This window comes from Pseudomonas taetrolens (genome assembly GCF_900475285.1).
In the GTDB taxonomy this organism is placed as follows: domain Bacteria; phylum Pseudomonadota; class Gammaproteobacteria; order Pseudomonadales; family Pseudomonadaceae; genus Aquipseudomonas; species Aquipseudomonas taetrolens.
The window spans coordinates 527,351-545,621 of sequence record NZ_LS483370.1 but is presented as its reverse complement, the minus strand read 5'-3'; the positions used below and the strand labels follow the sequence as shown (position 1 = coordinate 545,621).

Sequence of the window (18,271 nt, the reverse complement as noted above, 5' to 3'; positions counted from 1 at the left end):
AAACCGGGCGCTAGGCCCGGTTCTTTGTAGAGACTGACGTCTTACTCAGCGGATACAGCTTCGCCGCCAACTGGACGATCAACCAACTCGACGTACGCCATAGGCGCATTGTCGCCAGCACGGAAACCGCACTTGAGGATGCGCAGGTAGCCACCCTCACGAGTTGCATAACGCTTGCCCAGATCGTTGAACAGCTTACCAACGATGGCTTTCGAACGCGTACGGTCGAAGGCCAGACGGCGGTTAGCCAGACAATCATTCTTGGCCAGAGTAATCAGCGGCTCAGCAACGCGACGCAATTCTTTGGCTTTCGGCAGAGTCGTTTTGATCAGCTCGTGCTCGAACAACGACACTGCCATGTTTTGAAACATAGCCTTGCGGTGGGAGCTAGTGCGGCTCAGGTGACGACCACTTTTACGATGACGCATGGTTCATTCCTTACCAAACACAACGTTCGGTGATTACGACGATCAGGCAGTCGCCTTGTCGTCCTTCTTAAGACTTGCAGGCGGCCAGTTGTCGAGGCGCATGCCGAGGGACAGACCACGGGAGGCCAGAACATCCTTGATTTCAGTCAAGGACTTCTTGCCCAGGTTCGGAGTCTTCAACAGTTCTACTTCGGTGCGCTGAATCAGGTCACCGATGTAGTAAATGTTCTCCGCCTTAAGGCAGTTGGCCGAACGCACGGTCAGTTCCAGATCGTCAACCGGACGAAGCAGGATCGGATCGATCTCGTCTTCCTGTTCGATAACCACTGGCTCGCTGTCACCTTTGAGGTCGACGAATGCAGCCAACTGCTGTTGCAGGATGGTTGCAGCACGGCGAATAGCCTCTTCAGGATCCAGTGTACCGTTGGTCTCCAGATCAATAACCAGCTTGTCCAGGTTAGTACGCTGCTCGACACGGGCGTTTTCCACCACGTATGCGATACGGCGAACCGGGCTGAACGAAGAGTCAAGCTGCAAGCGACCAATGCTGCGGCTTTCGTCTTCATCGCTCTGACGCGAGTCTGCTGGTTCATAACCACGACCACGAGCTACGGTGAGCTTCATGTTCAAGGCGCCGTTAGACGCCAGGTTGGCGATTACGTGATCGGGATTAACGATCTCGACATCATGATCCAGCTGAATATCGGCAGCGGTAACCACCCCCGAACCCTTCTTCGACAAGGTCAGCGTAACTTCGTCACGGCCGTGCAGCTTGATAGCCAGACCTTTAAGGTTCAACAGGATTTCAATTACGTCTTCCTGTACACCTTCGATGGCGCTGTACTCGTGGAGCACACCATCAATCTCGGCCTCGACTACTGCACAGCCTGGCATTGAGGACAACAGGATGCGGCGCAGCGCGTTGCCCAGGGTGTGGCCGAAACCACGCTCGAGAGGCTCGAGCGTAATTTTGGCGCGGGTTGGACTGACAACCTGCACATCAATGTGGCGGGGTGTCAGGAACTCATTTACCGAAATCTGCATGGATGCACCTATTTTCTAGCCCTTACTTGGAGTAGAGCTCGACAATCAGGCTTTCGTTGATGTCGGCGGACAGATCACTGCGAGCAGGAACGTTCTTGAAAACGCCCGACTTCTTCTCAGTGTCTACTTCTACCCATTCTACGCGGCCACGTTGGGCACACAGATCGAGAGCTTGGACAATGCGAAGCTGGTTCTTTGCTTTCTCGCGGATAGCGACCACGTCACCAGCACGAACCTGGTAGGACGGAACGTTAACGGTTTGACCGTTTACGCTGATCGACTTGTGCGATACCAACTGACGGGATTCGGCACGAGTAGAACCAAAGCCCATACGGTATACGACGTTATCCAGGCGGCATTCGAGCAGCTGCAACAGGTTTTCGCCAGTTGCACCTTTTTTGCCAGCAGCTTGTTTGTAGTAGCCGCTGAACTGACGCTCGAGAACGCCGTAGATACGACGGACCTTCTGCTTTTCACGCAGTTGGGTACCGTAGTCGGATTGGCGACCGCGGCGTTGGCCGTGGATGCCTGGAGCAGCTTCAATATTGCACTTCGATTCGATAGCGCGCACACCACTCTTCAGGAAGAGATCGGTGCCTTCACGACGTGCCAGTTTGCATTTTGGACCAATGTAACGAGCCATTCTTTACAGTCTCCTGGATTACACGCGGCGCTTCTTCGGCGGACGGCACCCGTTGTGCGGGATTGGCGTCACGTCGGTGATGCTGGCGATCTTATAGCCACAGCCGTTCAAAGCACGGACAGCGGACTCACGACCTGGACCTGGGCCCTTAACGTTAACGTCAAGGTTTTTCAGGCCATATTCCAGCGCAGCTTGACCAGCACGTTCAGCAGCTACTTGAGCAGCAAACGGGGTGGACTTGCGAGAACCGCGGAAACCCGAACCACCGGAGGTAGCCCAAGAAAGCGCGTTACCCTGACGGTCGGTGATGGTCACGATTGTGTTGTTGAAAGACGCGTGGATGTGGGCGATGCCATCAACCACTGTCTTTTTTACTTTTTTACGAGGACGAGCAGCAGGTTTTGCCATGACTAAATTCCTGTCGATTCGCTGGTGCGATTACTTGCGGATCGGCTTACGCGGACCTTTGCGAGTACGCGCGTTGGTCTTGGTACGCTGACCGCGTACTGGAAGACCACGACGATGGCGCAGACCGCGGTAGCAGCCCAAGTCCATCAAGCGTTTGATTTTCATGTTGACTTCACGACGCAGGTCACCTTCAGTGGTGAACTTTGCCACTTCGCCACGCAGCAACTCAATCTGCTCGTCGCTCAGATCCTTGATCTTAGCGGCTGGGTTTACACCAGCATCCGCACAGATTTTCTGTGAGGTAGTGCGACCAACACCATAGATGTAGGTCAGCGAGATAACAGTGTGCTTGTTATCTGGAATGTTAACGCCTGCAATACGGGCCATTCAGTGGGACTCCAATTGACAGCTACCTACGCCCCGGAAGCCAAGAAATAGGGCGCGAGATAATATCGCTGTAATAACAAATAATCAACCCAGCAGCGCACTAGCTGCTGGGCTTCAAACAGATCACACTCAGCCTTGGCGCTGTTTGTGACGTGGTTCCGCGCTGCAAATTACCCGAACAACACCTTCGCGGCGAATAATCTTGCAGTTACGGCACAGCTTTTTCACCGATGCACGAACTTTCATCACCAACTCCTCTCACCTTATGGGTACTTCAGCGAAGCATGCCGCTGCCGTAGCCCTTCAGGTTGGCTTTCTTCATCAGGGATTCGTACTGGTGCGAAACGAGGTGCGATTGTACTTGGGACATGAAGTCCATAACAACCACGACCACGATCAGCAACGAGGTCCCGCCAAGGTAGAACGGAACGTTTGCCGCAACCACCAGGAACTGGGGCAACAGGCACACGGCCGTCATATAAAGAGCACCGAACAGAGTCAAACGAGTCAAAACGCCATCAATATAGCGTGCCGACTGCTCACCTGGACGGATACCCGGAATAAAGGCACCGGACTTCTTCAGGTTTTCCGCTACGTCTTTCGGATTGAACATCAACGCCGTATAGAAGAAGCAGAAGAAAATAATCCCTGCACTAAACAGCAGAATATTCAACGGCTGACCAGGAGCGATCGACTGCGAGATGTCCTGCAACCAGCCCATACCTTCAGACTGACCGAACCAGGCACCCAACGAAGCCGGGAACAGCAAAATGCTGCTCGCGAAGATAGCAGGAATAACACCGGCCATATTCACTTTCAGCGGTAGGTGGCTAGTCTGCGCAGCAAACACCTTGCGGCCTTGCTGACGCTTGGCGTAGTGAACAGCAATACGACGCTGACCACGCTCAATGAACACCACGAAACCGATAATCGCTACTGCCAGCAAACCGATAGCAACCAGGGCGAAGATATTGATATCGCCCTGACGTGCAGACTCGAAAGACTGCCCGATTGCTCTCGGAAGACCGGCGACGATACCCGAAAAAATCAACATCGAGATACCGTTGCCAACACCACGCTCAGTAATCTGCTCACCCAGCCACATCATGAACATTGCACCCGCCACAAAAGTGGTTACTGCAACGAAATGGAAGCCTAGGTCACCAGTGAACGCTACGCCCTGCCCTGCCAGACCAATGGACATGCCAATAGCCTGGACAAGAGCAAGAACGACAGTGAGGTAGCGGGTGTACTGGCTTATCTTGCGACGACCAGCTTCACCTTCCTTCTTCAACTGCTCCAGCTGTGGGCTGACAGCGGACATAAGCTGCATGATGATCGATGCCGAAATGTACGGCATGATCCCCAGCGCAAAAATACTCATCCGCTCCAGCGCACCGCCGGAAAACATGTTGAACAAGCTAAGAATGGTCCCCTCATTCTGTCGAAACAGGTCCGCCAGCCGGTCCGGGTTGATACCAGGAACTGGGATGTGTGCGCCTATCCGGTAGACGATAATCGCCAGGAATAGAAAACGCAGACGAGCCCAGAGCTCGGATAACCCGCCTTTGCTGAGCGCTGAGAGAGCACCTTGCTTAGCCATTTATTCCTCGAACTTGCCGCCAGCTGCTTCGATAGCCGCACGCGCACCTTTGGTGGCTGCGATACCTTTGATGGTGACAGCGCGAGTCACTTCACCGGACAACATGATTTTCACACGTTGAACGTTGACGTTGATCACGTTGGCATCCTTCAGGGTCTGCACAGTTACGATGTCGCCTTCCACTTTAGCCAGCTCGGACAAACGCACTTCTGCGCGATCCATGGCTTTCAGGGAAACGAAACCGAACTTAGGCAGACGGCGATGCAGCGGCTGTTGACCGCCTTCAAAGCCTGGAGCAATGGTGCCACCGGAGCGGGAGGACTGACCTTTGTGACCACGGCCACCAGTCTTACCCAAACCACTACCGATACCACGGCCCGGACGATGCTTTTCGCGACGGGAACCCGGCGCTGGACTCAGATCATTGAGTTTCATCGATTAACCCTCTACACGCAGCATGTAGTAAGCCTTGTTGATCATCCCGCGATTCTCGGGAGTATCAAGTACTTCTACAGTGTGACCGATGCGACGCAGACCCAGACCCTTAATGCACAGCTTGTGATTAGGGATGCGGCCGGTCATGCTTTTGATCAGCGTTACTTTAACGGTAGCCATGATCAGAAGATCTCCTTGACGCTTTTGCCACGCTTGGCGGCAATAGATTCAGGAGACTGCATAGCTTTCAAACCTTTGAAAGTGGCGTGAACCACGTTTACCGGGTTAGTCGAGCCGTAGCACTTAGCCAGTACGTTCTGAACGCCAGCAACTTCGAGGACAGCACGCATAGCGCCGCCAGCGATGATACCGGTACCTTCAGAAGCAGGCTGCATGTAAACCTTGGAAGCGCCGTGGGCGGATTTCATGGCGTACTGCAGAGTGGTACCGTTAAGGTCCACTTGAATCATGTTGCGGCGAGCAGCTTCCATTGCCTTCTGGATCGCAGCAGGCACTTCACGTGACTTGCCACGGCCGAAGCCAACGCGCCCTTTACCATCACCAACCACGGTCAACGCGGTGAAAGTGAAGATACGGCCGCCTTTAACGGTTTTGGCTACGCGGTTAACTTGAACCAGCTTCTCAATGTAGCCTTCGTCGCGCTTTTGGTCGTTATTTGACATAACTTAGAACTCCAGCCCAGCTTCACGAGCAGCCTCAGCCAGCGCTTTCACGCGGCCGTGGTACTTGAAGCCAGAGCGGTCGAAAGCCACCTGCGAGACGCCAGCGGCTTTTGCACGCGTAGCGACCAGCTGGCCAACCTTTGTGGCCGCGTCGATGTTGCCAGTGGCAGCATCACGCAGTTCTTTGTCCAAAGTCGAGGCGCTTGCCAAGACTTTGCTGCCGTCGGCCGAGATGACCTGGGCGTATATATGCTGAGACGAGCGGAACACGCAGAGACGCACGACTTCTAGTTCGTGCATTTTCAGACGTGCTTTGCGAGCGCGACGCAGTCGAGTAACTTTTTTGTCGGTCATTTGCTATGCCCTACTTCTTCTTGGCTTCTTTACGACGGACGACTTCGTCCGCGTAACGTACACCCTTGCCTTTATAAGGCTCTGGCGGACGGAAACCGCGGATCTCAGCGGCCACCTGACCTACCAGCTGCTTATCAATACCCCGAATCAGGATATCGGTTTGGCTAGGAGTCTCAGCGGTGATGCCTTCCGGCAATTCGTAATCCACTGGGTGCGAGAAGCCAAGAGCCAGGTTCAGCACTGTGCCTTTTGCTTGCGCTTTGTAACCAACACCGACCAGCTGGAGCTTGCGCTCGAAGCCTTGGCTTACGCCTTGGACCATGTTGTTTACCAACGCACGAGTGGTACCAGCCATTGCGCGAGTTTGTTGATCGCCATTGCGAGCAGCGAAACGCAGCTCACCAGCTTCTTCAACGATCTCAACGGACGAATGGATGTTCAGTTCTAGAGTGCCCTTGGCACCCTTCACCGAAAGCTGTTGGCCGGCGAATTTTACTTCAACACCAGCTGGCAGCTTAACGGGGTTCTTAGCGACGCGTGACATGCTTATCCCCCCTTAGAACACAGTGCAAAGAACTTCGCCGCCGACACCGGCAGCGCGCGCAGCACGATCCGTCATCACACCTTTGTTGGTGGAGACGATAGACACACCGAGACCGCCACGAACTTTTGGCAGATCATCGGAGGACTTGTACTGACGCAGGCCTGGACGGCTAACGCGCTTAACTTCTTCGATAACCGGACGGCCTTCGAAGTACTTCAGCTCGATAGACAGCAGTGGTTTGATTTCGCTGCTGATCTGATAATCCGCGATATAACCTTCGTCTTTGAGAACTTTGGCTACAGCTACCTTCAACGTGGAAGATGGCATGCTTACGACGGACTTTTCAGCCATCTGGGCATTACGGATTCGAGTTAGCATGTCCGCTAACGGGTCCTGCATACTCATGGGCTAGACGCTCCTGATACAAAAAGAATTAGCCTTGCGGCTACAACTGTCGCCGAGTGACTCAATGCTTAAAAAGCACGGGCTCAGGCGAGCCGGTCATTCTAGACATACGGCAGAAATGAATCAAGCCCCAATAGGGGCTTGATTCATATTCAAGGTCACCGGCTGTCAGGATCTTGCGACCCTGCCAGCGACAACTTTGCCTGTACGCCTTACCAGCTGGCTTTAACCAGACCTGGTACGTCACCGCGCATTGCTGCTTCACGCAATTTGTTACGGCCGAGGCCGAACTTGCGGTAAACACCATGCGGACGACCAGTGAGGCGGCAGCGGTTACGCATGCGCGCAGCGCTTGCGTCACGTGGCTGCTTCTGCAGAGCTACTTGAGCTTCCCAACGTGCTTCTGGACTTGCGTTCAGATCAACGATGATAGCTTTAAGCTCAGCACGCTTCTTGGCGAACTTGGCAACCGTGAGCTGACGCTTCAGCTCGCGGTTTTTCATGCTCATCTTGGCCATTTTCCTACTCCAATCAGTTGCGGAACGGGAATTTGAAAGCACGCAGCAATGCGCGACCTTCATCATCTGTCCGAGCAGTGGTGGTCAGGGTAATGTCCAGACCGCGAAGGGCATCGATCTTGTCGTAGTCGATTTCCGGGAAAATGATCTGCTCTTTCACGCCCATGCTGTAGTTACCACGACCATCGAAGGACTTGGCATTCAGGCCGCGGAAGTCGCGAACCCGAGGCAGGGAGATCGACAGCAGACGATCCAGGAATTCATACATACGCTCACGGCGCAGAGTCACTTTGACGCCGATCGGCCAGCCTTCGCGAACTTTAAAGCCTGCGATGGACTTGCGAGCGTAGGTCACAACAACTTTTTGACCCGTGATCTTTTCCAAATCAGCAACAGCGTGCTCGATGACTTTTTTGTCACCGATCGCTTCGCCCAAACCCATGTTCAGGGTGATTTTGGTAACGCGCGGAACTTCCATCACGTTCGAAAGCTTAAGTTCTTCCTTAAGTTTCGGAGCGATTTCCTTCCGGTAAATCTCTTTTAGTCGTGCCATGGTCTTATCTACCTAGCAGTGTTCAAGCATCAACCGCTTTTTGGGTCGACTTGAAGACACGAATTTTTTTGCCTTCTTCTACTTTGAAACCAACGCGGTCAGCCTTGTTGGTTTCGCCGTTGAAAATGGCGACGTTAGAAGCGTGCAATGGCGCTTCTTTTTCGACGATACCGCCTTGTACGCCCGACATCGGGTTAGGCTTGGTATGACGCTTAACCAGGTTCAGACCACCAACAACCAGACGGTTGTCAGCGAGAACCTTAAGCACCTTACCGCGCTTACCTTTGTCTTTGCCGGCGATCACGATGATCTCGTCGTCACGACGAATCTTTTGCATGTCGGATCTCCTTACAGCACTTCTGGGGCGAGCGAGACGATCTTCATGAACTTCTCAGTACGAAGTTCACGGGTCACTGGCCCAAAGATACGGGTGCCGATCGGCTCTTGCTTGTTGTTCAGAAGAACAGCAGCGTTGCCATCAAAGCGGATAATGGAGCCATCTGCACGGCGTACACCGTGGCGAGTGCGGACTACAACAGCAGTCATCACTTGGCCTTTTTTCACTTTACCGCGCGGAATTGCTTCCTTGACGGTAACTTTGATGATGTCACCGATACCAGCGTAACGACGATGGGAGCCACCCAGCACCTTGATGCACATAACACGGCGAGCGCCGCTGTTATCGGCCACATCGAGCATGGATTGAGTCTGAATCATATAATTTCTCCGACCCCTAGTCCTTAGACTTCCACAGCGCGTTCGAGAACATCAACCAGTGCCCAAGACTTGGTCTTGGCCATCGGACGAGTTTCACGAATAGTGACTTTGTCGCCGATGTGGCACTGATTGGTTTCGTCGTGCGCGTGCAGCTTAGTCGAACGCTTAACATATTTACCGTAAATCGGGTGCTTAACGCGACGCTCGATCAATACGGTGATGGTCTTGTCCATCTTGTCGCTGACAACACGGCCAGTCAGCGTACGGACAGTTTTTTCGGCTTCAGCCATGATTACTTACCTGCCTGCTGTTTGAGCACAGTCTTCACGCGAGCGATGTCACGCTTAACTTGCGAGAGCAGATGCGACTGCCCCAACTGGCCAGTTGCTTTCTGCATGCGCAGATTGAACTGGTCGCGCAGCAAGCCGAGCAGTTGCTCGTTCAGCTGCTGTGCGGATTTTTCACGAAGTTCATTCGCTTTCATCACATCACCGTCCGTTTAACAAAGGAGGTGGCGAGCGGCAGCTTTGCAGCAGCCAGGGCGAAAGCCTCACGCGCCAGCTCTTCAGAAACACCCTCGATTTCATACAGGACTTTGCCTGGCTGAATCTGGGCAACCCAATATTCCACGTTACCCTTACCTTTACCCATCCGAACTTCGAGTGGCTTTTTGGTTACAGGCTTGTCCGGGAATACACGGATCCAGATCTTGCCGCCACGCTTAACGTGACGGGTCAGTGCACGACGCGCTGATTCGATCTGACGAGCGGTGAGACGACCACGAGCAACAGACTTCAGCGCGAACTCGCCGAAGCTGACTTTGCTACCGCGCAATGCCAAGCCACGGTTGTGGCCAGTCATCTGCTTGCGGAACTTCGTACGCTTAGGTTGTAACATTTGGCGTACCCCTTACTTAGCAGCTTTTTTACGAGGCGCTGGTGCTTGTGGCTTCAGCTCTTCTTGGCGACCACCAATTACTTCGCCTTTGAAGATCCAAACCTTTACACCGATCACACCGTAAGTGGTGTGAGCTTCGTAGTTGGCATAGTCGATGTCGGCACGCAGGGTGTGCAATGGCACACGACCTTCGCGATACCATTCAGTACGTGCGATTTCAGCACCGCCGAGACGACCGCTCACTTGGATTTTGATGCCTTTGGCACCAATGCGCATAGCGTTCTGTACAGCGCGTTTCATCGCGCGACGGAACATTACACGACGCTCCAGCTGCTGAGCTACGCTCTGCGCAACCAGCATACCGTCGAGTTCCGGCTTGCGGATCTCTTCGATATTGATGTGCACAGGCACACCCATTTGCTTGGTCAGGTCCTGACGCAGTTTCTCAACATCTTCACCTTTCTTCCCGATAACGATACCTGGACGAGCGGTGTGGATGGTGATACGTGCAGTTTGGGCCGGACGATGGATATCGATACGGCTTACGGACGCGCTTTTTAGTTTGTCTTGGAGGTATTCACGCACCTTCAGATCAGCGAACAAATAGTCCGCATAAGTCCGGCCGTCTGCGTACCAGACGGAGGTGTGCTCCTTGACGATTCCCAGGCGAATGCCAATGGGATGTACTTTCTGACCCATCTCTTCGACTCCGTTACTTGTCAGCAACCTTGACAGTGATATGGCAAGACCGCTTGACGATGCGATCAGCGCGGCCTTTGGCACGCGGCATGATGCGCTTCAGCGAACGCCCTTCGTTGACGAAAACGGTGGCGACTTTCAAGTCGTCAACGTCTGCGCCTTCGTTATGCTCGGCGTTGGCTACGGCCGACTCCAGCACTTTCTTGATGATCTCGGCGGCTTTCTTGTTGCTGAAAGCCAACAGGTTGAGCGCTTCGCCCACCTTCTTCCCGCGGATCTGGTCGGCGACCAAGCGGGCTTTCTGGGCGGAGATTCGAGCGCCCGACAACTTAGCGGCTACTTCCATCGTTCCTTACCCCTTAACGCTTGGCTTTCTTGTCTGCCACGTGCCCACGATAAGTGCGGGTACCGGCAAACTCGCCTAGTTTATGGCCAACCATGTCTTCGTTCACGAGAACTGGGACATGAAGACGACCGTTATGCACAGCGATGGTCAGACCGACCATTTGTGGCAGGATCATCGAACGACGCGACCAGGTTTTCACCGGTTTGCGATCGTTCTTTTCCGCCGCCACTTCGATCTTCTTCAGTAGGTGAAGATCAATAAAAGGACCTTTTTTCAGAGAACGTGGCACTGTCGTATCCCTCTATTTACTTGCGACGACGGACGATCATTTTGTCGGTACGCTTATTACCACGAGTCTTCGCGCCCTTAGTCGGGAAGCCCCATGGCGATACCGGATGACGACCACCAGAGGTACGACCTTCACCACCACCATGTGGGTGGTCAACCGGGTTCATGGCAACACCACGAACGGTTGGGCGAACGCCACGCCAGCGTTTGGCACCAGCTTTACCCAGCGAACGCAGGCTGTGCTCGGAGTTCGAGACTTCGCCAAGCGTTGCACGGCATTCAGCCAATACTTTACGCATTTCACCAGAGCGCAGACGCAGTGTCACATAGACACCATCGCGAGCGACCAACTGAGCCGAAGCACCAGCGGAACGTGCGATTTGCGCGCCTTTACCCGGCTTCAGTTCGATGCCGTGTACGGTGCTACCAACTGGAATGCTGCGCAGTTGCAACGAGTTGCCCGGCTTGATCGGTGCCAGGGCACCTGCGATCAGCTGGTCGCCAGCACTCACGCCTTTAGGGGCGATGATGTAGCGGCGCTCGCCGTCTGCGTACAGCATAAGAGCAATGTGAGCAGTACGGTTTGGATCGTATTCGATACGCTCGACAGTGGCTGGAATGCCATCTTTGTCGTTGCGACGGAAGTCGACCATACGATAATGCTGCTTATGACCACCACCGATGTGACGCGTGGTAATACGGCCATTGTTGTTGCGACCACCAGACTTCGATTTCTTCTCGAGCAGCGGTGCGTGAGGAGCGCCTTTATGCAGCTCCTGGTTGACCACCTTGACCACATGACGGCGGCCAGGGGAAGTCGGTTTGCATTTAACGATTGCCATGATGCACCCCTTCCTTACTCAGCACTGCTGCTGAAATCGAGATCTTGGCCTGGCTGAAGGGAGATTACTGCCTTCTTCCAGTCATTACGCTTGCCCACGCCGCGAGCGGTGCGCTTGCTCTTACCCAGAACATTCAGGGTAGTAACACGCTCAACTTTCACGCTGAACAGGCTTTCGACGGCCTTCTTGATTTCCAGCTTGGTTGCATCTGTAGCAACCTTGAAAACGAACTGGCCTTTCTTGTCTGCCAGAACCGTAGCCTTCTCGGAAACGTGCGGGCCAAGCAGAACTTTAAATACGCGTTCCTGGTTCATCCCAGCAGCTCCTCGAATTTCTTCACGGCCGACACGGTGATCAACACCTTGTCGTATGCGATCAGACTAACTGGATCGGAACCTTGCACGTCACGTACATCAACGTGTGGCAGGTTACGAGCAGCCAGGTACAGGTTCTGATCAACAACTTCAGACACGATCAGGACATCAGTCAGACCCATGCCATTCAGTTTGTTCAGCAGATCTTTGGTTTTCGGCGCTTCAACTGCGAAGTCCTGAACCACGACCAGACGATCAGTACGCACCAGTTCAGCAAGGATGGAACGCATTGCTGCGCGGTACATCTTCTTGTTGAGCTTCTGAGAGTGATCCTGTGGACGAGCTGCGAAAGTAGTACCACCGCCACGCCAGATTGGGCTACGGATAGTACCGGCACGAGCACGGCCAGTACCTTTCTGACGCCAAGGGCGCTTACCGCCACCACGAACGTCGGAACGGGTCTTTTGCTGCTTGCTACCTTGACGGCCGCCGGCCATGTAGGCCACGACTGCTTGGTGAACCAGCGTCTCGTTGAACTCGCCGCCGAATGTCAGTTCGGAAACTTCGATCGCTTGAGCGTCATTTACATTTAATTGCATGTCAGCTTCCCCTTAACCGCGAGCCTTGGCCGCCGGACGTACAACCAGGTTGCCGCCAGTAGCGCCAGGAACAGCACCCTTGACCAACAACAGATTGCGTTCAGCGTCGACGCGCACTACTTCCAGGGACTGCACGGTCACGCGCTCAGCGCCCATATGACCGGACATTTTTTTGCCCTTGAATACACGACCAGGAGTCTGGCACTGGCCAATAGAGCCCGGGACGCGGTGGGAAACGGAGTTACCGTGAGTGTTATCTTGGCCACGGAAATTCCAACGCTTGATCGTACCCTGGAAGCCTTTACCTTTGGACTGACCGGTCACATCGACCATCTGACCTGCGGTGAAGATTTCAGCGTTGATCAGATCGCCTGCCTGGTACTCGCCTTCTTCAAGGCGGAATTCCATTACGGTACGACCAGCTGCAACGTTTGCCTTGGCGAAGTGACCCGCCTGGGCAGCTGTTACGCGCGAAGCGCGACGCTCGCCGACAGTGACTTGCACTGCACGATAGCCATCGGTTTCTTCAGTTTTGAACTGGGTGACGCGATTCGGCTCGATCTCAATGACCGTGACCGGAATGGAGACACCTTCTTCGGTGAAAATACGGGTCATACCGCATTTACGACCGACTACACCAATAGTCATGTTGTAAACCTCATGAGTGTACGGGGCTTTCACCCGCTATGGCCGCCCATTTCAGAGCGTTACACGACTAAGACCCAAGTCTTAGCCGAGGCTGATCTGCACTTCCACACCGGCCGCAAGATCAAGCTTCATAAGTGCATCAACGGTTTTATCCGTTGGCTGGACGATGTCCAGTACGCGCTTATGAGTACGGATCTCGTACTGGTCACGCGCGTCTTTGTTGACGTGCGGAGAGACCAGAACGGTGAACCGCTCTTTACGGGTAGGCAGTGGAATTGGACCACGCACTTGAGCACCAGTACGTTTCGCGGTTTCCACGATTTCCTGGGTTGATTGGTCGATCAGGCGATGGTCAAAAGCCTTCAACCTGATACGGATTTGCTGATTTTGCATTGGATTTCAGACTCCAGATTGCTATTCCCACCGAGCGCAATACGCCCGTTAAAAGGAGGCGCAATTCTATAGACGACCCCACTAGGTGTCAACTCAATAAAAAAAGCCCCCGCTGAGCGGGGGCTTTTTCATGCAATCATCGATTACTCGATGATTTTGGCTACGACGCCAGCGCCGACGGTACGACCGCCTTCACGGATAGCGAAACGCAGGCCATCTTCCATTGCGATGGTTTTGATCAGGGTAACAGTCATTTGAATGTTATCACCTGGCATTACCATTTCAACGCCTTCTGGCAGCTCGCAGTTACCAGTCACGTCAGTTGTACGGAAGTAGAACTGTGGACGGTAGCCTTTGAAGAACGGAGTATGGCGGCCGCCTTCTTCCTTGCTCAGAACGTAAACTTCTGCGGTGAACTTGGTGTGAGGCTTAACAGTGCCTGGCTTAACCAGAACCTGACCACGCTCAACGTCGTCACGCTTGGTACCACGCAACAGAACGCCGCAGTTCTCGCCTGCACGACCTTCGTCGAGCAGCTTGCGGAACATTTCAACGCCGGTGCAAGTGGTAACAGTAGTGTCACGCAGACCAACGATTTCCAGCGGATCTTGAACGCGAACGATACCGCGCTCGATACGACCGGTTACAACGGTACCACGACCGGAGATCGAGAAAACGTCTTCGATTGGCATCAGGAACGGCTTGTCAGTCAGACGAACTGGCTCTGGGATGTAGCTGTCCAGAGTTTCCACCAGCTTCTTAACAGCAGTGGTACCCATCTCGTTGTCATCCAGACCTTCAAGAGCCATACGAGCCGAACCGATGATGATCGGAGTGTCGTCGCCCGGGAAGTCGTAAGTGCTCAGCAGATCGCGCACTTCCATCTCAACCAGTTCCAGCAGCTCAGCGTCGTCTACCAGGTCAGCCTTGTTCAGGAAAACCACGATGTACGGAACGCCTACCTGACGGGACAGCAGGATGTGCTCACGAGTTTGTGGCATCGGACCATCAGCGGCCGAACAAACCAGGATCGCGCCATCCATCTGAGCAGCACCGGTGATCATGTTCTTCACATAGTCAGCGTGACCTGGGCAGTCAACGTGAGCGTAGTGACGGATCAACGAGTTGTATTCAACGTGTGCTGTGTTGATGGTGATACCACGAGCTTTTTCTTCTGGCGCGCTGTCGATCTTGTCGAAGTCAACACGGGCAGAACCGAAAACTTCGGAGCAAACACGAGTCAGAGCTGCAGTCAGCGTGGTTTTACCATGGTCAACGTGACCGATAGTGCCAACGTTGACGTGCGGTAGGGAACGATCAAATTTTTCTTTAGCCACGACAATTAACTCCTTGCCTAAAGGACTGAACTAAATCAGCCTTGTTTTTTAGTAACAGTTTCGACGATGTGCGCCGGAGCTGTATCGTATTTTTTGAATTCCATAGAGTAGCTTGCGCGACCCTGGGACATGGAACGAACATCGGTCGCATAACCGAACATTTCGCCCAACGGCACTTCAGCACGAATTACTTTGCCGGAGACCGTATCTTCCATACCCTGGATCATGCCGCGACGACGGTTCAAGTCGCCCATCACGTCACCCATATAGTCTTCAGGTGTAACAACCTCTACTGCCATGATCGGCTCAAGCAGCTCACCACCACCTTTGGTAGCCAGTTGCTTGGTCGCCATGGAAGCAGCCACCTTAAACGCCATCTCGTTGGAGTCGACGTCGTGGTAAGAACCATCAAACACGGTAGCCTTCAGGCCGATCAGCGGATAGCCGGCAACAACACCGTTCTTCATCTGCTCTTCGATACCCTTCTGGATAGCCGGGATGTATTCCTTAGGAACCACACCACCTACCACTTCGTTCACGAACTGCAGACCTTCCTGACCTTCGTCAGCAGGTGCAAAACGGATCCAGCAGTGACCAAACTGACCACGACCGCCGGACTGACGAACGAACTTGCCTTCGATCTCACAGTTCTTCGTGATGCGCTCACGATACGAAACCTGAGGCTTACCGATGTTGGCTTCGACGTTGAACTCACGCTTCATCCGGTCAACCAGGATGTCGAGGTGCAGCTCGCCCATGCCAGAGATGATCGTCTGACCAGTCTCTTCATCAGTTTTTACACGGAAAGATGGATCTTCCTGAGCAAGCTTGCCCAGTGCGATACCCATTTTTTCCTGGTCATCCTTGGTCTTAGGCTCTACGGCAACCGAAATAACAGGCTCCGGGAATTCCATACGAACCAGGATGATTGGCTTATCAGCAGCGCAGAGGGTATCACCAGTGGTGACGTCCTTCATGCCGATCAAAGCTGCGATGTCACCAGCGCGTACTTCTTTGATCTCTTCACGGGCGTTTGCGTGCATTTGCACCATACGACCCACACGCTCTTTTTTACCTTTAACCGAGTTGATTACGCCGTCACCGGAGTTCAACACGCCCGAGTAAACACGGACGAAGGTCAAAGTACCCACGAATGGGTCTGTTGCAATCTTGAATGCCAGAGCCGAGAACGGCTCGCTGTCGTCTGCATGACGCTCCATTTCGATATTCTCGTCATCCGGGTCAGTACCCTTGATGGCAGGAATGTCGGTTGGAGCCGGCAGGTAGTCGATCACGGCGTCGAGAACCAGGGGAACACCCTTGTTCTTGAAGGAAGAACCGCAAACAGCCAAAACGATCTCACCAGCGATAGTACGCTGACGCAGAGCCGCCTTGATTTCCGCAAGGGTGAGCTCTTCACCTTCGAGGTACTTGTTCATCAGCTCTTCGCTGGCTTCAGCCGCAGCCTCAACCATGTGGCTACGCCACTCTTCAGCCAACTCCTGCATGTCTGCAGGAATCGCCTCGCGACGAGCAGTCATACCCTTGTCAGCGTCGTCCCAGTAGACAGCTTCCATAGAGAGCAGATCAATCTGCCCCTTGAAGTTGTCTTCCGAACCGATAGCCAACTGGATAGGCACCGGAGTGTGACCCAGACGCTTTTTGATCTGCCCCACTACACGCAGGAAGTCAGCACCGGCACGGTCCATCTTGTTTACATAAACAAGACGCGGAACACCGTATTTGTTGGCTTGACGCCATACGGTTTCCGACTGAGGCTCAACACCCGAAGTGCCGCAGAACACAACAACCGCGCCATCGAGTACACGCAGGGAACGCTCAACTTCAATAGTGAAGTCAACGTGGCCCGGGGTATCAATTACGTTGAAACGGTAGTTATCGTACTGCTTGGCAGAACCCTGCCAAAAAGTAGTGATCGCAGCAGAAGTAATGGTAATACCACGCTCCTGCTCCTGCACCATCCAGTCGGTGGTCGCGGCGCCATCATGCACCTCGCCCATCTTGTGGCTTTTGCCGGTGTAAAAAAGTACCCGCTCAGTAGTCGTGGTCTTACCAGCGTCCACGTGAGCACAGATACCAATGTTACGGTAGCGGTTAATCGGTGTAGTACGAGCCATAAAGCCCTCGCAAAATGAGTAGCGCTGAAATTAGAAGCGGTAGTGCGAGAAAGCCTTGTTAGCTTCAGCCATACGGTGCACGTCTTCACGCTTCTTAACTGCCGCGCCCTTGCCTTCAGCAGCGTCCAACAGTTCACCAGCCAAGCGCAGAGCCATAGACTTCTCGCCGCGCTTGCGGGCGTAGTCTACCAACCAGCGCATTGCCAGGGCGTTACGACGGGATGGACGAACTTCGACCGGAACCTGGTAAGTAGCACCGCCTACACGGCGCGACTTCACTTCGACCAGCGGAGCGATGGCGTCGAGTGCTTTCTCGAAGAGTTCCAGGGGATCGCTGTTCTTGCGTTCTTTAACCTTCTCCAGCGCGCCATAAACGATACGCTCGGCAACGGCTTTCTTGCCGCTTTCCATCACGTGGTTCATGAACTTGGCCAGGATTTGGCTTCCGTATTTTGGATCGTCAAGCACTTCGCGCTTGGCTGCTACGCGTCTTCTTGGCATGGATAAGCCCTCAAACGGTCTTCAGGTTAGCTCGGAACCATTACCCCCAAAGGGCGTACGTCCGACCTTACTCTTATCGACTCAGAAAAAAAGAAATCTGCATTATTTACAAGCGACCGAAAACTACTTCGGCTTCTTGGTACCGTACTTCGAACGACCCTGGTTACGACCTTTAACGCCGGAAGTATCCAAAGAGCCGCGAACGGTGTGATAACGAACACCTGGCAAGTCTTTTACACGACCGCCACGAATCAGTACCACGCTGTGCTCTTGCAGGTTGTGGCCTTCACCGCCGATGTACGAGGAAACCTCGAAACCGTTGGTCAGACGCACACGGCATACTTTACGCAGTGCCGAGTTAGGTTTTTTCGGCGTAGTCGTATACACACGAGTGCATACACCACGACGTTGCGGGCAGTTTTGCAGCGCAGGTACGTCGGATTTCTCGACGATACGCTTACGCGGCTGACGTACCAGCTGGTTGATAGTTGCCATCTACTAGCTCCACTGTTGTCTTGCGACGCTATTGTCTTGCAAGAAAAGCAAA

Annotated in this window: 32 protein-coding genes; all 32 read right to left on the bottom strand. The window is 53.7% G+C overall.

Annotated elements, in window-relative coordinates; genetic code table 11:
- Positions 1–41: 41 nt before the first annotated feature.
- The 32 genes from rplQ to rpsL all read right to left on the bottom strand — a co-directional run bounded on the left by rplQ (position 42) and on the right by rpsL (position 18,219).
- Complete coding sequence (rplQ, locus tag DQN55_RS02695; protein ID WP_003444357.1) at positions 42–428, bottom strand: 50S ribosomal protein L17; 387 nt, start codon at positions 426–428, stop codon at positions 42–44.
- Between the two features lie 42 nt (positions 429–470).
- Positions 471–1,472: a DNA-directed RNA polymerase subunit alpha gene (locus DQN55_RS02690; protein WP_003176403.1), complete on the bottom strand. Its 1,002-nt coding sequence runs from the start codon at positions 1,470–1,472 to the stop codon at positions 471–473.
- Between the two features lie 22 nt (positions 1,473–1,494).
- Positions 1,495–2,115 (bottom strand): 30S ribosomal protein S4, encoded by a 621-nt coding sequence (rpsD, locus tag DQN55_RS02685; RefSeq protein WP_003444359.1) that lies wholly within the window; start codon positions 2,113–2,115, stop codon positions 1,495–1,497.
- A gap of 18 nt (positions 2,116–2,133) precedes the next feature.
- Positions 2,134–2,523: a 30S ribosomal protein S11 gene (rpsK, locus tag DQN55_RS02680; RefSeq protein ID WP_002555466.1), complete on the bottom strand. Its 390-nt coding sequence runs from the start codon at positions 2,521–2,523 to the stop codon at positions 2,134–2,136.
- 30 nt (positions 2,524–2,553) lie between these two features.
- The gene (gene rpsM / locus DQN55_RS02675; protein WP_016779184.1) at positions 2,554–2,910 is read right to left on the bottom strand and encodes a 30S ribosomal protein S13; all 357 of its coding nucleotides are present in this window, start codon (positions 2,908–2,910) and stop codon (positions 2,554–2,556) included.
- A gap of 129 nt (positions 2,911–3,039) precedes the next feature.
- Positions 3,040–3,156: a 50S ribosomal protein L36 gene (gene rpmJ, locus DQN55_RS02670; RefSeq protein ID WP_002555468.1), complete on the bottom strand. Its 117-nt coding sequence runs from the start codon at positions 3,154–3,156 to the stop codon at positions 3,040–3,042.
- 28 nt (positions 3,157–3,184) lie between these two features.
- Positions 3,185–4,513, bottom strand: a complete 1,329-nt coding sequence (gene secY / locus DQN55_RS02665) for a preprotein translocase subunit SecY (protein ID WP_029611193.1) — start codon at positions 4,511–4,513, stop codon at positions 3,185–3,187.
- Positions 4,514–4,948: a 50S ribosomal protein L15 gene (rplO, locus tag DQN55_RS02660; protein WP_048378424.1), complete on the bottom strand. Its 435-nt coding sequence runs from the start codon at positions 4,946–4,948 to the stop codon at positions 4,514–4,516.
- A gap of 3 nt (positions 4,949–4,951) precedes the next feature.
- A complete protein-coding gene (rpmD, locus tag DQN55_RS02655) occupies positions 4,952–5,128 on the bottom strand; it encodes a 50S ribosomal protein L30 (RefSeq protein ID WP_003444363.1) in 177 nt (58 codons plus the stop codon).
- A 2-nt stretch (positions 5,129–5,130) separates the two neighbouring features.
- Positions 5,131–5,631 carry a 30S ribosomal protein S5 gene (gene rpsE, locus DQN55_RS02650; RefSeq protein ID WP_003186035.1) on the bottom strand — a complete coding sequence of 167 codons (501 nt, stop codon included), beginning with the start codon at positions 5,629–5,631 and terminating at the stop codon, positions 5,131–5,133.
- 3 nt (positions 5,632–5,634) lie between these two features.
- Complete coding sequence (rplR, locus tag DQN55_RS02645) at positions 5,635–5,985, bottom strand: 50S ribosomal protein L18 (RefSeq protein ID WP_003444364.1); 351 nt, start codon at positions 5,983–5,985, stop codon at positions 5,635–5,637.
- A 10-nt stretch (positions 5,986–5,995) separates the two neighbouring features.
- A complete protein-coding gene (gene rplF, locus DQN55_RS02640) occupies positions 5,996–6,529 on the bottom strand; it encodes a 50S ribosomal protein L6 (protein ID WP_003444365.1) in 534 nt (177 codons plus the stop codon).
- 12 nt (positions 6,530–6,541) lie between these two features.
- Complete coding sequence (gene rpsH, locus DQN55_RS02635; protein ID WP_019409907.1) at positions 6,542–6,934, bottom strand: 30S ribosomal protein S8; 393 nt, start codon at positions 6,932–6,934, stop codon at positions 6,542–6,544.
- Between the two features lie 212 nt (positions 6,935–7,146).
- On the bottom strand, positions 7,147–7,452 hold the full coding sequence (gene rpsN, locus DQN55_RS02630) for a 30S ribosomal protein S14 (protein ID WP_019409906.1): 306 nt from the start codon (positions 7,450–7,452) through the stop codon (positions 7,147–7,149).
- 13 nt (positions 7,453–7,465) lie between these two features.
- Positions 7,466–8,005, bottom strand: a complete 540-nt coding sequence (gene rplE, locus DQN55_RS02625; RefSeq protein WP_003186044.1) for a 50S ribosomal protein L5 — start codon at positions 8,003–8,005, stop codon at positions 7,466–7,468.
- A gap of 22 nt (positions 8,006–8,027) precedes the next feature.
- Entirely contained in the window at positions 8,028–8,342 is a 315-nt protein-coding gene (gene rplX / locus DQN55_RS02620; protein ID WP_042561341.1) for a 50S ribosomal protein L24, read from the bottom strand.
- An 11-nt stretch (positions 8,343–8,353) separates the two neighbouring features.
- Positions 8,354–8,722, bottom strand: a complete 369-nt coding sequence (gene rplN, locus DQN55_RS02615; RefSeq protein WP_002555479.1) for a 50S ribosomal protein L14 — start codon at positions 8,720–8,722, stop codon at positions 8,354–8,356.
- 23 nt (positions 8,723–8,745) lie between these two features.
- Complete coding sequence (gene rpsQ / locus DQN55_RS02610) at positions 8,746–9,012, bottom strand: 30S ribosomal protein S17 (RefSeq protein ID WP_003194644.1); 267 nt, start codon at positions 9,010–9,012, stop codon at positions 8,746–8,748.
- Between the two features lie 2 nt (positions 9,013–9,014).
- Entirely contained in the window at positions 9,015–9,206 is a 192-nt protein-coding gene (rpmC, locus tag DQN55_RS02605) for a 50S ribosomal protein L29 (protein WP_003444371.1), read from the bottom strand.
- On the bottom strand, positions 9,206–9,619 hold the full coding sequence (gene rplP / locus DQN55_RS02600; RefSeq protein WP_003186052.1) for a 50S ribosomal protein L16: 414 nt from the start codon (positions 9,617–9,619) through the stop codon (positions 9,206–9,208). Before rplP ends, rpmC begins: the two co-directional genes overlap by 1 nt.
- Positions 9,620–9,631: 12 nt before the next feature.
- On the bottom strand, positions 9,632–10,318 hold the full coding sequence (gene rpsC / locus DQN55_RS02595) for a 30S ribosomal protein S3 (protein ID WP_003176422.1): 687 nt from the start codon (positions 10,316–10,318) through the stop codon (positions 9,632–9,634).
- Between the two features lie 13 nt (positions 10,319–10,331).
- Positions 10,332–10,664: a 50S ribosomal protein L22 gene (gene rplV, locus DQN55_RS02590; protein WP_003444373.1), complete on the bottom strand. Its 333-nt coding sequence runs from the start codon at positions 10,662–10,664 to the stop codon at positions 10,332–10,334.
- Positions 10,665–10,677: 13 nt separating this feature from the next.
- On the bottom strand, positions 10,678–10,953 hold the full coding sequence (gene rpsS, locus DQN55_RS02585) for a 30S ribosomal protein S19 (protein ID WP_003232420.1): 276 nt from the start codon (positions 10,951–10,953) through the stop codon (positions 10,678–10,680).
- Positions 10,954–10,969: 16 nt separating this feature from the next.
- Positions 10,970–11,794, bottom strand: coding sequence for a 50S ribosomal protein L2 (rplB, locus tag DQN55_RS02580; RefSeq protein ID WP_048378425.1), 825 nt, complete (start codon positions 11,792–11,794; stop codon positions 10,970–10,972).
- 14 nt (positions 11,795–11,808) lie between these two features.
- Positions 11,809–12,108, bottom strand: a complete 300-nt coding sequence (rplW, locus tag DQN55_RS02575; RefSeq protein ID WP_003444375.1) for a 50S ribosomal protein L23 — start codon at positions 12,106–12,108, stop codon at positions 11,809–11,811.
- Positions 12,105–12,707, bottom strand: coding sequence for a 50S ribosomal protein L4 (gene rplD / locus DQN55_RS02570; RefSeq protein WP_047277894.1), 603 nt, complete (start codon positions 12,705–12,707; stop codon positions 12,105–12,107). Before rplD ends, rplW begins: the two co-directional genes overlap by 4 nt.
- 12 nt (positions 12,708–12,719) lie before the next feature.
- Positions 12,720–13,355: a 50S ribosomal protein L3 gene (gene rplC, locus DQN55_RS02565; protein ID WP_003444377.1), complete on the bottom strand. Its 636-nt coding sequence runs from the start codon at positions 13,353–13,355 to the stop codon at positions 12,720–12,722.
- Positions 13,356–13,436: 81 nt separating this feature from the next.
- Positions 13,437–13,748, bottom strand: a complete 312-nt coding sequence (gene rpsJ / locus DQN55_RS02560) for a 30S ribosomal protein S10 (protein ID WP_003186070.1) — start codon at positions 13,746–13,748, stop codon at positions 13,437–13,439.
- 143 nt (positions 13,749–13,891) lie between these two features.
- The gene (gene tuf, locus DQN55_RS02555) at positions 13,892–15,085 is read right to left on the bottom strand and encodes an elongation factor Tu (protein ID WP_048378426.1); all 1,194 of its coding nucleotides are present in this window, start codon (positions 15,083–15,085) and stop codon (positions 13,892–13,894) included.
- Between the two features lie 35 nt (positions 15,086–15,120).
- A complete protein-coding gene (fusA, locus tag DQN55_RS02550; protein ID WP_048378427.1) occupies positions 15,121–17,223 on the bottom strand; it encodes an elongation factor G in 2,103 nt (700 codons plus the stop codon).
- Between the two features lie 30 nt (positions 17,224–17,253).
- Complete coding sequence (gene rpsG / locus DQN55_RS02545; protein ID WP_048378428.1) at positions 17,254–17,724, bottom strand: 30S ribosomal protein S7; 471 nt, start codon at positions 17,722–17,724, stop codon at positions 17,254–17,256.
- A 123-nt stretch (positions 17,725–17,847) separates the two neighbouring features.
- Positions 17,848–18,219: a 30S ribosomal protein S12 gene (gene rpsL, locus DQN55_RS02540; protein WP_002555494.1), complete on the bottom strand. Its 372-nt coding sequence runs from the start codon at positions 18,217–18,219 to the stop codon at positions 17,848–17,850.
- Positions 18,220–18,271 lie beyond the last annotated feature (52 nt).